This window comes from Rhizobium sp. YAF28, from assembly GCF_052113285.1.
Lineage (GTDB): Bacteria > Pseudomonadota > Alphaproteobacteria > Rhizobiales > Rhizobiaceae > Rhizobium.
Genome location: NZ_JBFRCX010000003.1, coordinates 339520 through 354752, shown reverse-complemented (window position 1 = coordinate 354752; position 15233 = coordinate 339520). Strand labels below are relative to the sequence as shown.

16 protein-coding genes and 1 tRNA gene are annotated in these 15233 nt (G+C 58.7%); 8 read left to right on the top strand and 9 right to left on the bottom strand.

The genetic code is table 11. The features are described 5' to 3' along the window. Positions 1–51: 51 nt before the first annotated feature. Positions 52–918, top strand: coding sequence for an endonuclease/exonuclease/phosphatase family protein (locus AB4Z13_RS09380; protein WP_439016881.1), 867 nt, complete (start codon positions 52–54; stop codon positions 916–918). Positions 919–1055: 137 nt separating this feature from the next. On the opposite strand, the gene AB4Z13_RS09375 is transcribed toward AB4Z13_RS09380, so the two are convergent. The 4 genes from AB4Z13_RS09375 to rplU form a co-directional block, all read right to left on the bottom strand. Further along, on the bottom strand, positions 1056–1643 hold the full coding sequence (locus AB4Z13_RS09375) for a GNAT family N-acetyltransferase (RefSeq protein ID WP_439016880.1): 588 nt from the start codon (positions 1641–1643) through the stop codon (positions 1056–1058). After that, positions 1640–2296 carry a GNAT family N-acetyltransferase gene (locus tag AB4Z13_RS09370; RefSeq protein ID WP_310389685.1) on the bottom strand — a complete coding sequence of 219 codons (657 nt, stop codon included), beginning with the start codon at positions 2294–2296 and terminating at the stop codon, positions 1640–1642. Before AB4Z13_RS09370 ends, AB4Z13_RS09375 begins: the two co-directional genes overlap by 4 nt. Before the next feature lie 125 nt (positions 2297–2421). Further along, positions 2422–2691, bottom strand: coding sequence for a 50S ribosomal protein L27 (gene rpmA, locus AB4Z13_RS09365; protein WP_007824841.1), 270 nt, complete (start codon positions 2689–2691; stop codon positions 2422–2424). A 34-nt stretch (positions 2692–2725) separates the two neighbouring features. After that, positions 2726–3043: a 50S ribosomal protein L21 gene (gene rplU / locus AB4Z13_RS09360; protein WP_088677425.1), complete on the bottom strand. Its 318-nt coding sequence runs from the start codon at positions 3041–3043 to the stop codon at positions 2726–2728. A 303-nt stretch (positions 3044–3346) separates the two neighbouring features. Between rplU and AB4Z13_RS09355 the strand changes: the two genes are divergently transcribed. After that, a tRNA-Ser gene (locus AB4Z13_RS09355) sits at positions 3347–3436 on the top strand. Between the two features lie 307 nt (positions 3437–3743). Here AB4Z13_RS09355 and AB4Z13_RS09350 read toward each other — a convergent pair. From AB4Z13_RS09350 to AB4Z13_RS09340, 3 genes are all read right to left on the bottom strand, one after another. Continuing rightward, on the bottom strand, positions 3744–4031 hold the full coding sequence (locus tag AB4Z13_RS09350) for a hypothetical protein (RefSeq protein ID WP_162747993.1): 288 nt from the start codon (positions 4029–4031) through the stop codon (positions 3744–3746). A gap of 336 nt (positions 4032–4367) precedes the next feature. Next, positions 4368–4577 (bottom strand): cold-shock protein, encoded by a 210-nt coding sequence (locus AB4Z13_RS09345; protein WP_007824862.1) that lies wholly within the window; start codon positions 4575–4577, stop codon positions 4368–4370. A gap of 414 nt (positions 4578–4991) precedes the next feature. Then, on the bottom strand, positions 4992–5936 hold the full coding sequence (locus tag AB4Z13_RS09340; RefSeq protein WP_439017285.1) for a LysR family transcriptional regulator: 945 nt from the start codon (positions 5934–5936) through the stop codon (positions 4992–4994). A gap of 163 nt (positions 5937–6099) precedes the next feature. Here AB4Z13_RS09340 and AB4Z13_RS09335 point away from each other — a divergent pair, with 163 nt between their 5' ends. Beyond that, on the top strand, positions 6100–7629 hold the full coding sequence (locus tag AB4Z13_RS09335; RefSeq protein ID WP_439016879.1) for an MFS transporter: 1530 nt from the start codon (positions 6100–6102) through the stop codon (positions 7627–7629). A 178-nt stretch (positions 7630–7807) separates the two neighbouring features. Further along, the gene (locus tag AB4Z13_RS09330) at positions 7808–8065 is read left to right on the top strand and encodes a DUF2934 domain-containing protein (RefSeq protein WP_439016878.1); all 258 of its coding nucleotides are present in this window, start codon (positions 7808–7810) and stop codon (positions 8063–8065) included. A gap of 188 nt (positions 8066–8253) precedes the next feature. Here the strand turns inward: AB4Z13_RS09330 and AB4Z13_RS09325 are convergent, their stop codons facing one another. After that, entirely contained in the window at positions 8254–8898 is a 645-nt protein-coding gene (locus tag AB4Z13_RS09325; RefSeq protein WP_439016877.1) for a ThuA domain-containing protein, read from the bottom strand. A gap of 358 nt (positions 8899–9256) precedes the next feature. Here AB4Z13_RS09325 and galE point away from each other — a divergent pair, with 358 nt between their 5' ends. Both galE and AB4Z13_RS09315 read left to right on the top strand, forming a co-directional pair. After that, on the top strand, positions 9257–10240 hold the full coding sequence (galE, locus tag AB4Z13_RS09320; protein WP_439016876.1) for a UDP-glucose 4-epimerase GalE: 984 nt from the start codon (positions 9257–9259) through the stop codon (positions 10238–10240). Beyond that, positions 10218–11762, top strand: a complete 1545-nt coding sequence (locus AB4Z13_RS09315; protein WP_439016875.1) for an alkaline phosphatase family protein — start codon at positions 10218–10220, stop codon at positions 11760–11762. Before galE ends, AB4Z13_RS09315 begins: the two co-directional genes overlap by 23 nt. A 7-nt stretch (positions 11763–11769) precedes the next feature. Here AB4Z13_RS09315 and AB4Z13_RS09310 read toward each other — a convergent pair whose 3' ends face one another. After that, positions 11770–12273 carry a DUF1993 domain-containing protein gene (locus AB4Z13_RS09310; RefSeq protein WP_113319869.1) on the bottom strand — a complete coding sequence of 168 codons (504 nt, stop codon included), beginning with the start codon at positions 12271–12273 and terminating at the stop codon, positions 11770–11772. A gap of 386 nt (positions 12274–12659) precedes the next feature. On the opposite strand from AB4Z13_RS09310, the gene AB4Z13_RS09305 reads away from it, so the two are divergent. Together AB4Z13_RS09305 and AB4Z13_RS09300 are read left to right on the top strand one after the other, a co-directional pair. Next, positions 12660–13589: a sugar ABC transporter substrate-binding protein gene (locus AB4Z13_RS09305; protein ID WP_310385441.1), complete on the top strand. Its 930-nt coding sequence runs from the start codon at positions 12660–12662 to the stop codon at positions 13587–13589. A gap of 69 nt (positions 13590–13658) precedes the next feature. Next, positions 13659–15200 (top strand): sugar ABC transporter ATP-binding protein, encoded by a 1542-nt coding sequence (locus tag AB4Z13_RS09300; protein ID WP_439016874.1) that lies wholly within the window; start codon positions 13659–13661, stop codon positions 15198–15200. Positions 15201–15233: the final 33 nt, after the last annotated feature.

Sequence of the window (15233 nt, the reverse complement as noted above, 5' to 3'; positions counted from 1 at the left end):
CCCTCTTGGCCCATTCGATATAGGCGGTTCAGGCGGAGGTCAAAGAATATCGTGATTTTTGCGAGCTATAACATACAGTACGGCTTCGGTCTCGATGGCAGATACGATCTGGAACGCATCGCCAAAAGTCTCGAAGGCGCTGATGTCATCGCCCTGCAGGAGGTGACGAGAGGTTTCGTTCGGAACGATTATGCCGACATGCCCGCCATCATTGCGGCCTTGTTTCCCGACCATTTCTGGGTCTATGGACCGGCCTGCGACATACATGTCGAGGCGCCGGAAGGCCAGGTTTCCCCGCCGCGCGGCACCCGTTTCCAGTTCGGCAATATGGTTCTGTCGCGCTGGCCCATCCTGTCGACGCGAACGCTGCTTCTGCCGCGCAGCCGCACGGTCGACAAGATCAATTTGCAGCGCGGCGCGACGGAAGCCGTTATTGCCATCCCTGATGGTGCTGTCCGCGTCTATTCCGTCCATCTCGACCACGTTTCCATCGACGAGCGCATTGCGCAGCTCCACCATCTCGGCGACCGCATCAATGCGTTCACTCAGGAGGGTGCGTCGCTGACCGGAGCCTGCGAATTCGGGCTTCCCGAGCCGCCGCTCCCGGAGGATTACGTGATCATGGGCGATTTCAATATGGAGCCGGAATCGCCGGAATACTGCACCTTCGCCGGCGCTTTTGACGGGTTTTATGGTCGCACGGCGCGGATCGGCACGCCGATCGATGCCTTTGCGGCGCTTGGCGCCTATGGGCCCGGCAGCTACAGCTGGATGGATCCGGAAGATCACGGCAAGCGCATGCATATCGATTACTGTTTCGTCAGTTGCGGCCTCAAGGACCGGTTGAAATCCGCTGTCATTGATACGAATTCCCTGGGTTCCGATCATTTTCCCCTGAGGGTCGAGATCGGCGATTGAAAGGACGCCGCCCTTAAAGCGTGCCGCGATCTTCAGATCGCTCACCTCGCTTTAAGGTCTTTGTTTCGTGCATGTCGTTATCGCAAAACCGCTGCACACTTTTGCGCGACATGCATCAGAGCGGCGTCCTTCCGATGTCAGGCGACCTTTTTCTGCTGCAGAGCACCTGGCTGCAGCACGGTTTCGATATGGGCGACCATGGTGTTGCGGGCGAAAGAGTAGATTTCGCTGCAGCCGGTCATCCGGAAACCGAGCTTCTCCTGCAGCCGGAGCGATGCAGGATTGTCGGCAAAGACGCCCGAATGAACCGGAACGTCAGGCATGCGCCGCGAGAAACGCTCCAGCACGGCTTCCGCCGCCTCGCTCATATAGCCGCGCTGCCAGTAGTAGCGGTTCAGCCAGTAACCGAGGTGCCAGCGGCCGTGACGAAGTTCTATCGACACATTGCCGATGTGGACGTCGTCATTGCCTGTTATTGCCAGCGCCCAATCCGGCATGACGCCCGATATGACCGGAATCAGCCAGTCCAGCGCATCCTGCCGGTCGTAAGGGGCGGGAACGCGGGCCAGCATGCGGGTGACTGCGAAATCGGAAAGTGATTCCGCAATCGCCGAAGCGTCACTCAGCCTATGGGGACGAAGCGTCAGCCTCGCCGTTGATATGAGCGGCGCGGGGCCGGGCATCATGGGCTTGGTCCCGGGTCTTTGTAGGGGTGCGGCGTTCATGAGATTGCACCCCAGCTTCTGAGCGACATCCAGGTCTTGCGGTCGAGCCGGTACCATTCGACCGGCACGTTGCTGCCGAGTGCCAGCGATGCGGCAAGGCCGGATCCCTGGAACTGGAAGCCGCACTTCTGGATGACGCGGCGCGAAGCGACGTTCATGACCCGGCAGCGGGCATCGATCTGCTCGACCTGCTGCCGCGTCCTGAACACCATGTCGACGAGGGCATGGCAGGCCTCGGTCATATAACCCTGGTTCCAATAGGGTTCGCCCAGCCAGTAGCCGATCTCGACGGTCTTCTCGTCGGTATGCGGCTCTATTCCGCAGCAACCCATGAAGGCGCCATTCTCGGCCTTGGTGATGGCATAGACGCACTTGCCAATCTCGCCATTTCGCGTACGCCAAACAAAGTCGGCGGCATCATTGGCGGTATAGGGGTGCGGCATACGCGATACCATGGTGGCGACTTTGGCGTTGTTGGCGAGATGGGCAAGGGCGTCAATGTCTTCTTCGTGGGGCGCGCGCATGACGAGCCTTTCCGATAACAAGACAGGGCAATCGGTCCTTAGCCGCTCCGGCCTCAGCCGTTCCGTGGAAGACCGCTGGTCTTCCCGGGTTGACCGTGATTGGTCGACCCTTATCAATTCGCCTTGCATGTTCAGTCCTCCTGTTTGGACAAAGAAAAAGGGGAGATGGCGCCCCATCTCCCCTGTTTTCTGGACTGAACCTGGTACGGTCAGCCGGGTCGATGAGACGCCGGCTGTTTTTGAGCGCTACCGGCTTATTCCGCTGCTTCCGCTTTCGGCATTACAGACACGTACACGCGACCATTGGCCTTCGTTCGGTAGTCCACATTGCCAGCCGTAAGCGCAAAAATGGTATGATCCTTGCCGAGGCCGACATTGGCGCCCGGATGCCACTGCGTACCGCGCTGGCGAACGATGATGTTGCCGGCTACGACGTTCTCGCCGCCGAACTTCTTCACGCCGAGGCGCTTGGAATCGGAATCGCGACCGTTACGCGAGGAACCGCCAGCTTTTTTATGTGCCATTGGAGTTCTCCTTTAAACCTGAAACCCGTTGATCTTACTTGGCAGCCACGATGTCCGTGATACGGACAACCGTGTGATGCTGGCGATGGCCGCGCGAACGCTTCGAATTTTGACGACGGCGCTTCTTGAAGGCGATAACCTTCTTGCCGCGGGTCTGGTCGACGACTTCCGCCTTGACGGAGGCGCCGGCTACGAAGGGCGCACCGATCGCTGCGTCGGCGCCTTCGCCGATCACGAGGACTTCGGTGAATTCAATGGAGTCGCCAGCGGTGGCTTCAAGCTTCTCGATGGTCAGCACGTCGTTGGCTGCCACACGGTACTGCTTACCGCCGGTCTTGATGACTGCGAACATTATTTTATCCTTTCATGTTCGATCCAGCTCTCCCCGCAATACGCAGGTGGCTGTCTTCTTATCAGTCGAAGTTAAGCAGGGATTTCAGGGACTAGCCCGGAACTCTGGTCTGCCGGTGAAACCCCGCGCGAGCGCGAGGCGGGCAAGGGGCGGATTACTCCACTCCTATTGCGAAAGCGGGATACGCGAGTGACAAAAAGGTGTCAAGGCAAAAGGATGGAAAAGCTTGAGATTTCGGCTTGCCAGTCTGTCATTTGCTCGTTATGAGAACGCCCGCGCCGAACAAGCGCCGACCAAATATGCGGAGAGGTGGCAGAGTGGTCGAATGCACCGCACTCGAAATGCGGCATACCTGCAAGGGTATCGTGGGTTCAAATCCCACCCTCTCCGCCACGTCCTTTTCATAACCCTTATGAAAAGTGCTTTTTCAGCGCGGATGGCGTGATACCTGTTGTTTACCCTGATCTCAATTCTGCCAATAAGGTCGATTTCAGTTCGCAGAACGTGATCGGCTAGTGGGATATGCTTACGAGTCAGTGCTTTAACCGGCAGTGATGTGGCGCCACTATGTCGCTGATAACTAAAGGCTTTTCATAATGCTTGTTTCAGCCTGAGGTCGGCCGCGTCGAAACAGCATGCGAAACCTGCCGATGTCACAGATCAAACCTCCAGCGCTCACAATATCCGTTCTACTCAGCGATCATTTATTCTTCAGGAGCCACATTTTGCCTGCCATGGTAATGCCCTGCGCGGAGGTTTCCGGGGTCGCATCTGCGTCCAGGCTCTGCAGAAAGCCGTAATCTCGCAATTCGTTCAACGTGGCCGTTGTCAGGAATTTCACCTTGATTGGCCGCTCCTTGAAACGGTCGGTCCTGGCATAGGTGACGGTGGCGTTCAGATGGGTCCATTTATTGCCGTCCTGGGCAAACAGGTCACCGTCCTTGGCGAGCTTTAAACCCCTGATCTGGGTCGGCGTCAGCGAGACCAGTGGCGCCGGCGCGGTGTCTTTGGTGCTTTTTTCGGTTGTAGTCAAAGTTAGGTCCTTGAATGGTGTAATCGTTTTGAAATGCGGGTCTGTGACATTCTCTGCAGTCGCCTTTTATCGCCGCGCGCAGCACGGACATGGCAGGCTTGGCAGCGGGTTTGCGACCGGCATCTGCGATTTCGACCCGATACGGTTGAAAGCCGGCGGTAGCAGCTCTTCGGCATGGGCAGATTGCGGATCGGTGGCAGTTCAATACCAACGAAAAAGGCCAGACATCCGCCTGGCCTTCTATGCCTTCATCACCATGCCAGTACATCCGTGGTCATGGGGAGTTAAGCCTTAAGCGGCCTGAAGCTGGCCTGCGGACATTTTGCCGGACCTTTGGTCCTGCTCAAGTTGATAGCCAAGCTTCTGACCTTCAACGATCGAGCCCATGCCGGCGCGCTCGACTGCGGAGATGTGAACGAAGACGTCCGCACTGCCGTCGTCAGGCTGAATGAAGCCGAAGCCCTTGGTGGCGTTGAACCATTTAACTGTGCCGGTGGTCATAACAAACCCTTTCATAGCAACGATTAATCTGCCGCCGGGCGACGCACGGCGGTTGTTTCGACTTTTGAGAGGGAAAGTTGATCAAGAAGCGCGAAGCGCAGCAAAAACAAATAACGGCAAACAAAGTATCGATGGCGCTCTATATCCATTACTGGTTATCGCGTCAACCTTTGTTCCTCAAAGTTTTGAATTCGCTACCAGAGGATGTATTTCTGACTCGTTGATCTGGATCTCACTCTAATCGGCTTCGGAGATCGATATTGCGTTCGCGGGTTGGGTTGCGTGTGCGACCGACAAGACCAGCTTTCTCTTCGAGGCGGCAAGCGTCTTGACCGTTCATCCGGGTGCCCGCAACGGATTTACCCCTCAATTTCTCTCGCGAAACTATGCAATCATCTGTGGTGGTGCAACTTTTCAGGGCTTCAAGGGCTGTGATCGCCGCTCTTCCTCCGTGTAAATCTCACAACGATTTGAAAAGAGCTTTTCGCTGAGAAAATCGACGAGAACGCGGACCTTGGGTGAAAGATGCCGGTTGGATGGCCAGAGCAGGTGGAACTGGGCAGGGGCGTCTATATGGGCGTCCAGCACGGTGCGCAGCCTGCCGTCGGCCAGTGGGTCGCGCGCGAGAAAATCCGGCATGCAGCCGATGCCCATTCCGCTGATGGTGGCGCCGCGCAGCGCCTCCATATTGTTGCACGTCAGTACCGTTCGCGTTCTGATTTCCGGATGGTCAGGGGAGAGGCTGAGCGGCCAAGGCTGCAGCTTTCCGGAATTGGGAAATCGGAACCGGACGCTCCGATGGCCTTCGAGATCACGGAGGCAATCGGGGGTGCCGTGTTTCTCCAGATAGGCAGGCGCGGCGCATAGCAAGAGTTGAAACGGGCGCAGCGCACGCGACATCAGTCTCGAATCCGGTAAGGTTCCACTGCGGATTGCAACATCGACGCCTTCTTCGATCAGGTCGACAATCCGGTCGTTGAAGTCGAGATCCAGTTCGACCTCCGGGTAGAGTTTCACAAATTCCGGCAGGATCGGCAGGATCAGATGGTAGCTGACAAGCGGCACGCTGACGCGCAGCCGTCCCCGAGGGGTCGCGACAGCCTGTGCCAGTGAGGCCTGGGCGTCTTCCAGGTCATCAAGGATACGCCGGCAACGCTCGTGGAACAGGCGGCCTTCTTCCGTCAGCCGCAAGCTTCGTGTCGAGCGCTGGAACAGGCGGACGCCCAGCTGTTGTTCAAGCGCGGTCACAGCCTTGCCGACAGCGGAGGCGGAAAGGCCGAGAGCACGCCCGGCGGCGACGAAACTTCCGAGATCCGCCGTTCTGACAAATGCCGTGAGGCCACCCAGCGGCTGGTCCATATGCAGGTCCATTCGAGCGGTTTCTTCCTTTATACGCGGAACAAACCATAGGTTATCGAAGAATTATCCTCAATTTATGCTGCTTTCCGCAATCGAAGTCCAGGCGTTTCAGCGCCCCGCGCCCCTCCCAAGCGCGTCCCACCCTCGAACCAGCGGATATCAGATGACCGTTCCCCACAAGTCCAAACCTACAAGTATCGCGGAGAAAATCTTCGTCTTGATCGCCGTCTGCTCTGCGGCCGCGGCTATGCCGCTCACATTCACTGGTCCCGCGGTGGCCCTGCCGGCGATCAGTGCCGAACTTGGCGGCAGCCCTATTGCCCATAATTGGGTCACCAATGCCTTCATGCTGACATTCGGCAGCACATTGATGGCGGCCGGCGCGCTGGCAGACAGCTATGGCCGCAAACGCATCTTCCTGTGTGGCCTTGCCGCCTTCATCCTGTTTGCCGGCGGGCTTGCTTTTTCGCCTGACATTATCTGGTTCGACAGCCTTCGCGCGCTTCAGGGTTTCGGCTCGGCCGCGGCCTTTTCCGGCGGAATGGCATCGCTGGCACAGGAGTTTGACGGAAAGGAACGCATGCGCGCCTTCAGTCTCGTCGGTGCAAGTTTCGGTATTGGCCTGGCGTTCGGACCGATGGCGTCGGGCATGATGATCGAGGCCTTCGGGTGGCGAGCGATTTTCGCACTCGTGGTTGGCCTCGCAATCATCGCTTTCGTTTTCGGGGCGGTATTCCTGACGGAAACCCGCGACCCCGAGGCAAGGGGGCTCGATTGGCCGGGCGCTATCAGCTTCACGCTCGCCCTATCGCTCTTTACTTATGGCGTGCTGCGGGTGCCGGAAAGCGGCTGGGGCGATGCTCTCACGCTTGGGCTCATTCTTGGCTCGGCGCTGCTGATAGCCCTCTTCTGCTTCATCGAGCATCTCGTAAAGCGGCCGATGCTTGATCTGACGCTTTTCCGCTACCCTCGCTTTGTCGGTGTGCAGCTTCTGGCGGCGGCTCCCGCTTATGCTTTCGTCGTCCTGCTGATCCTGCTGCCGGTGCGCTTCGTCGGTGTCGAGCGTTTGAGTGCGGTTGCCGCCGGACAGATGATGATCGCGCTTTCCGGTCCGCTTCTCATCCTGCCGATCGCGGCCGGGCTGCTGACCCGGTGGTTGCCGGCAGCAACGATCTGCAGCGTCGGTCTCGTCATTTCGGCTGCCGGTCTCTTCTGGCTCGCGCACATTCCCGTCGGTTCGGACCATGTGGCGCTTATCGCACCGCTGCTGACGATCGGTATCGGCATCAGCCTGCCCTGGGGTCTCATGGACGGACTTGCCGTCAGTGTCGTGCCGAAGGAGCGTGCCGGCATGGCAACCGGGATCTTCAGTACGACCCGCGTTGCCGGCGAAGGGGTGGCGCTCGCTATCGTGAGTGCGGTCCTCTCCGCACTGACGCAGTCCTATCTTGGAACAAGCCATGAAGCGACAGTGGCGGCACAGCGACTGGTGACGGGGGATCTCAACGGTGCGGGCCAGGCTCTTTCCGGCATGGGAGAACTGGAACTCATCCGTGCCTATAATAGTGCCTTCGGCCTGCTTCTGTGGTTTCTAACCGGCATTACCATTCTGACGGCAATCGTCATTTTCACCTTCATGGGACGAGGTACCGGTGAAGCCGAGGAAGCGGTTGAAGAGTCTATCGCTGTTTGAACATATCAGGGCGGACGAACGTTTCCGCCCTTTTAACTATAGCCAACGAAAAACTACTCTTTTCTAAGCAATTTATCCTGCAAAATTACATCCCGCAGTAACGACTCCTAAAGTCCAGGCTGGCACCTTTATTCTCATTGGTATTGCGTGTGCGTATTTATTGGCTGGGGTTTTTGCAATGAGTCGTAATCGGGATGATTGGGTCAGCCAGCGGGCATATGCCATCTGGGAAGAGGAAGGCCGGCCGCATGGTCGGGGCGAAAGCCACTGGGCGCAGGCGCACAGAGAATTCGAACAGCTTGAAGCCACCAAGGCCTCTGCCGATGGGAGCGATCTCATCGAAAAGCTGAAGGCAGCCGGGCGCCTGATGCGCGCTTATGACGAGGCTGAGGCGCAGGATAGTGATAGCAGCCGGCGCAAGGCGGCTGGCCGCTAGGCTCGGCTGAGGCCGGCGTCGCAGAGGCGCTTTTATATACTGAATGCTAAAGGCTGCTGGCCGTCGCGCCGGCGGCTTTTTCATTGTCAGGCGGGCTTGTTCGCAATCATGGCCTGAACGGTCCTCGGTTCTGTATGTTCATCGAAGCCCCCAACCGAGCATCGCAGCTCCTTCCGATCCTGCCCCGATTACTGGCGAGCGGCCCAACTGAGACCGCGCCGGAGAATGAGGGGCATGTAGGGGTGGCTGAATTCAGCGGCGACATGGCCAAGTGCGGAATAGAAGATGCGGCCCTCGCCGAAATGTCGCTTGAAGACGACGGGCATCGCGACATTGCGCGCGGCAGGATCGTACTGGCCGGTGAAGGTCGTGGTAGCGAGGATTTCGACCGAGGGATCATAGTGCAGATAATACTGCTCCGAGCGGTAGTCGAAGTCTGGAATGCCCTCCATTAACGGATCGTCCTGCCGCGTTACGGCAACCCGGAAGTCAATGACATTGCCGGGATGGGCAACCCAGGTGACGCCGGAGACGTAGCGGAAGGGGGCACTTTCCTTGAAGGAGGTGGCAAGGCAGCCGTGATGGCCGCCGAGGCCGAGGCCACCGCGAACAGCTTCGACCAGGGCATCCGCATGCGGCTTTTCCAGCTTCTCGCCGGTAATGATCGGCACCAGCAGATCGGCGCTGGCGAGGAGCGGCGACCCGAATATGCCTAGATCATTGGTGATTTCGACTGCAAAGCCATCCTCGCGCAGCAATTCGCCAACGATATTGGCGGAGGGCTCCGGCTCGTGGCCCAGCCAGCCGCCCCAGACGATGATCGCCTTTTTCATATTTCCTCCTCTAGGCCTGAATAAGCAGGCTTTCGACGGTAACATTATAGCGCAACGGTTCGTCGGCCAGATGTCGCCTGATCTCTGCGACAACTAAACGGCTGAGACGGCCGCGTTCATTGCCGACGTCGCTAGCGATATAACGAATGTCTCTGATGCGAAAGCCGTTGCCGGCACACTCGAGACGTGTCCGGTTTTTTATGTGGCCGGCAAGTCAATCGCCCTGCCGAAAGGCGTATTCCGTATGCAAGCCGTCTCTAATCTTCTTATTTTTGCAGATATGTAACCGAGATAACTTTTTACTGACGTGTAACTTGGCTAAGGTCTGCGCATCTGTGGCTTGCAAAAGGTGAGATGTATGGCAGGTGAAACGGTACTCGTCGTTGGCGGCGCTGGGTATATTGGCTCGCATACGTGTCTCGATCTGGCGAACAAGGGTTACAAGCCCGTCGTCTTCGATAATTTTTCCAACGGCCATCGCGAATTCGTCAAATGGGGACCGGCGGAAGAGGGTGATATTCGCGATCGCGCCCGGCTCCATGAGGTGCTGGCAAAGCACAAGCCGTCGGCGATCCTGCATTTCGCGGCGCTGATCGAAGTCGGCGAATCGGTCAAGGATCCGGTCTCCTTCTATGAGAACAACGTCATCGGCACGCTGACGCTGCTGTCGGCAGCGCAGGCCGCCGGCATCAATGCTTTCGTCTTCTCCTCCACCTGCGCGACCTATGGTCTGCCGCAGAGCGTGCCGCTCGATGAGACGCACCGTCAGGTGCCGATCAATCCCTATGGCCGTACCAAATATATCGTCGAGCAAGCGCTTGCCGATTACGACCAGTACAAGAGCCTTCGCTCCGTCGTGCTGCGCTACTTCAATGCTGCCGGTGCCGATTTCGAAGGCCGGGTCGGCGAATGGCACCAGCCGGAAACGCATGCGATCCCGCTGGCGATCGATGCGGCGCTGGGCCGTCGCCAGGGCTTCAAGGTTTTCGGCAGCGATTACGAGACGCGCGACGGCACCTGCGTGCGCGACTATATCCATGTTCTCGATCTTGCCGACGCGCATGTGCGCGCCGTCCAATATCTGCTGGATGGCGGCGAATCCGTCGCGCTCAATCTCGGCACGGGCACCGGTACCACTGTGAAGGAATTGCTCGGCGCCATCGAGGACGTCTCCAACAAGCCCTTCCCGGTCGAGTATATCGGTCGTCGCGAAGGCGATTCGCACACGCTGGTCGCCAATAACGACAAGGCGCGGGACGTGCTGGGCTGGGTGCCACAGTATGATCTCTCGCAGATCATTCAGTCGGCCTGGAACTGGCATGCGAGATCAAATCATCACTGAACGCGGGTCACGGCGCAACGTTCTCGTCATCACTGCGGATCAATGGCGCGGCGATTGCCTCTCGGCTGTGGGGCACGCCTGCGTCCGGACACCGAATGTCGATGCCCTGGCGAAGGAGGGAACGCTTTTCCGTCGCCATTATGCCGGTGCGGCTCCCTGCTCGCCAGCGCGCGCCACACTTTATACCGGCCTCTACCAGATGAACCACCGGGTCTGCCGGAACGGCTCGCCGCTCGACCGGCGGTTCGACAATCTGGCGCTGGCGGCAAGACGGGCGGGTTACGATCCGACGCTGTTCGGCTATACGGACACGGCGCCCGATCCGCGCGATATGGATGTCAATGATCCGCATCTGACGACCTATGAAGGTGTGCTGCCGGGTTTCACTGTTCGCCAGCTTCTGCCGGAGCATGAGAGGCAATGGCTTTCCTGGCTGCGTTCGCGCGGCCGCGCTGATGCCGTCAGCCGTGATATCCATATTCCGGTCGGCACTGCAGCAGGGGAAATCTCGAATGCGGCGCCAGCCTATTCGCGCGAAGAGACGCAGACCGCTTTCCTGGCCGGGGAATTCACCCGCTGGATGGGCGAGCAGGATGCGCCGTGGTTCGCGCATATTTCCTTCCTGCGGCCGCATCCGCCCTTCTCTGTGCCGGAGCCATACAACCGCATGTTCAAGCCGGACGAAGGCCCGGCATTTGCACGTGCGATAGGCCGCGAAATGGAACAGCAAGGCCATCCCTATCTCGCCTATGCCATGCCGCGTGCCGACAAGGGCAGTTTCATCCATGGGGCGGAAGGGCCGCTCAGCGATTTGAGCGCTGCCGACTTCGACGCCATCAGGTCGATCTACTACGGCATGATTGCCGAGGTAGACGACCAGCTCGGGCGTATCTGGCAAGCGCTGAAGGATGCCGGCGAGTGGGACAACACGATCGTCGTCTTCACGTCCGATCATGCCGAGATGGCGGGTGATCACTGGACCCTCGGCAAAGGCGGCTATTTCGATGGCAGCTATCATATTCCGCTCGTCATCCGCGATCCTGGCGCGGCTTCCGCCGGCGGTATCGTCGAGAAATTCACCAGTGCCGCCGATGTGTTCCCTACGCTCTGCGATCGGCTCGGTATGAGGCCTGCCAATGGCATCGATGGGCGCTCGCTTGCGCCTTTCCTCGATGGCGGCGCAGCGCAGGGCTGGCGGGATGCGGCTTTCTGGGAATTCGATTTCCGGGATATCGTTCATGGCGAGGCGGAGCGGTATTTCGGCCTTCGGTCGAACGAGTTGAATCTTGCCGTCATCCGCGACGAGCAATTCAAATACGTGCATTTCACCGCATTGCCGGCGCTGCTTTTCGATCTCGTCAACGATCCGATGGAGCTGCGCAATCTTGCCGATCATCCGGCCTATGCCTCGGTGCGGCTCAACTATGCTGAACGGCTGCTGTCGCTCAGGGCGCGGCATCTGGATCAGACGCTTGCCTATACCGAACTGACGGAAAGAGGGCCGGTAATGTACCGGCCCTGATTAAACATCAGAAGTTTCCGAGGAAATCCCGCTTGCCGACCGGCGCACCCTGGTTGCGCAGGATGGCATGTGCCGTCGTCACGTGAAAATAGAAGTTCGGCAGCGCGAAGAGGGCGACATATTCGATGCCTGGAACGACGGAGCCATTGCGGCCCGGCACGGTGATCTCTCTCACATCGCTACCATCAAGAGCTCCGGCGGTGAAGCTCGCAAGGAAAGCTTCGGTCTTTGCCATACGTTCGCGCAGGTCGGCGATCGTCGCTTCATTGTCCTCGAATTTAGGCGCGTCAGTCGCCGTCAGACGGGCGAGCGCGAACTTGGCGCTATCGCTGGCACGCTGGTACTGGCCGGAAAGCGGCAGCATATCCGGGGCGAGGCGAGCGTTTACGAGGATGGTCGGGTCGATCTTCTTTTCCTCGGCATAGGCTTCCGCCTTGTCGAGATAGGTCTTCAGGCTGGCAATGCCGCGCTGGAACATAGGCACGGTCAGGCGATACATCGAAATGGACATTGTCCTGTCTCCAAAATCTTTAAAAAACAGCCGGTGTGCGCAGGCTGTTCGGGGCTCCGACTAGATGGGGATCTCTACGGCTTTCGCAATAAGCGCCTGTGACGGTTCACCGCCCATGATGGCCGGATTGCAACAGGCTGATCATGCAGAATTCACCACAGCAGGCGTCGGCTATTCGGCAACGACAGCCGAAATCAGCAAAGAGGCTTGACGCCGTTTCGATAAAATGGAATGAATATTCCGCGAAACAAATTTTACGGTTTGTTTGTTCCGTTTTGACGGGGCCGCCACGGGAGAGGCGGCGTGGGATTGAGGTCTGCAGACGGATGTCTGGGGCCCCGGCGTGAGGAGGGTGCAGCCGGGCACCGCTTTGTGGAGGAAATGCAATGAAAAAATTCATTCTGGGAACTGCGATGGCGCTCGTCCTGTCGACGGCCGCACACGCAGAAACCGTCGGCGTTTCGATGGCCAAATTCGACGACAACTTCCTGACCGTTCTGCGCAACGGCATGACCGATTATGCAAAGACGCTTAGTGGGGTCACACTGCAGGTTGAAGACGCGCAGAACGACGTCTCCAAGCAGCAGAGCCAGATCCAGAATTTCATCGCCTCCAAGGTCGATGCGATCATCGTCAACCCTGTCGATACCGATGCGACGACGGCGATGTCGAAGCTTGCGGCTGATGCAGGCATTCCGCTGGTTTACGTCAACCGCCAGCCGGTCAACGTCGACACGCTGCCGGACAAGCAGGCTTTCGTGGCTTCCAACGAGCAGGAATCCGGCACGCTGGAAACCAAGGAAATCTGCCGTATTCTCGGCGGCAAGGGCAAGGCCGTCGTCATCATGGGCGAACTCTCCAACCAGGCTGCGCGCATGCGGACCCAGGACGTTCATGACGTCATCAAGACGGACGAATGCAAGGGACTGGAGATCGTGGAAGAGCAGACGGCCAACTGGGATCGTACCCAGGGCGCCGACCTGATGACCAACTGGCTCTCCAGCGGCATAGAGTTCGACGCCGTGATCTCCAACAACGATGAAATGGCGATCGGCGCCATCCAGGCGCTGAAGGCAGCCGGCAAGGATATGAGCAAGGTCGTCGTCGGCGGCGTTGACGCCACGCAGGACGCGCTTGCTGCAATGCAGGCGGGTGACCTCGACGTCACCGTGTTCCAGGATGCCGCCGGCCAGGGCAAGGGCGCGCTCGATACGGCACTCAAGATTGCCAAGGGCGAAAAGGCCGACAAGAAGGTCTACATCCCCTTCCAGCTCGTCACGCCTGCCAACGTCAAGGACTTCGTCACCAAGAACTGAGGCAAACGCCAAGCAGGATGCGGGCTCTGCCCGCATCCTTTCAGCCTGTCCGTATCCGGAGGAGATGATATGGCCGTCAGCCCGTCAACCATGGCCGCCGTGCGCGCGAGCGGCGCAGTTCCGAATGCGGAATATCTCTTGAGCGCAGAGGGTGTTCGCAAGGAATTTCCAGGCGTCGTCGCGCTCGACGACGTGCAGTTCCGGCTGAAGCGTGCCTCCGTGCATGCGCTGATGGGGGAAAACGGCGCCGGCAAGTCGACGCTGATGAAGATCCTCGCCGGCATCTACACGCCCGACAAAGGCGATATCCGCCTGAAAGGGGTCGAAATCCGGTTGAAATCTCCGCTCGATGCGCTGGAAAACGGCATCGCCATGATCCATCAGGAACTGAACCTGATGCCGTTCATGACGGTTGCGGAAAATATCTGGATTCGCCGCGAGCCCAAGAACCGCTTCGGTTTCGTCGATCATGGCGCGATGCATCGCATGACCGAGGAGCTGTTTGCCCGGCTCAATATCGCGATCGATCCTGATATCGAAGTCCGCTATCTCTCGGTCGCAAACCGGCAGATGGTCGAGATCGCCAAGGCGGTTTCCTACAATTCCGACGTCCTCATCATGGACGAGCCGACTTCGGCGTTGACGGAGCGCGAGGTTGAGCATCTTTTCCGCATTATCCGCGATCTCAGGGCCCAAGGCATCGGCATCGTCTACATCACCCACAAGATGAACGAGCTTTTCGAGATCGCCGACGAATTCTCTGTCTTCCGCGACGGCCGTTATATCGGCACGCATGCCTCGACCGAGGTCACCCGCGACGACATCATCCGCATGATGGTCGGGCGCGAGATCACCCAGATGTTCCCCAAGGAAGAGGTGCCGATTGGCGAGGTCGTGCTCTCGGTCAAGGATCTCTGTCTCAACAGGGTCTTCCGCGACGTCTCCTTCGAAGTGAGAGCCGGCGAGATTCTCGGTGTGGCCGGCCTCGTCGGCTCCGGGCGCTCAAACGTCGCCGAAACGCTTTTCGGGGTAACGCCGGCGAGTTCCGGTTCGGTCGAACTCTTCGGCAAGCCGGTGACCATATCCTCGCCGACCGAGGCCATCCGTCACCAGATGGCGTTTCTGACCGAGGATCGGAAAGACACCGGTTGCCTGCTGATCCTCGATGTTCTGGAGAACATGCAGATTGCCGTCCTGCAGGACAGATATGTCAAGGGCGGCTTCGTGCAGCAGGGTGCGATCGAGGCGACCTGCGAAGACATGGCAAAAAGGCTACGCGTGAAAACGCCCAGTCTTTACGAGCGGGTCGAGAATCTTTCGGGCGGCAATCAACAGAAAGTGCTGATCGGGCGCTGGTTGCTCACCCATCCGAAGATCCTGATCCTCGACGAGCCGACACGCGGCATCGATGTCGGCGCCAAGGCGGAAATTCATCGGCTGGTCACCGAAATGGCGCGAAACGGCGTGGCGATCATCATGATCTCGTCCGAGATGCCCGAAGTGCTCGGCATGAGCGACCGCATCATGGTCATGCATGAAGGACGCGTGACCGGTTTCCTCAATCGCGATGAAGCAACGCAGATCAAGGTGATGGAACTGGCTGCGCAGTGATGCGCTGTCCGCGATCGCCAAAGGGAGGTTTGA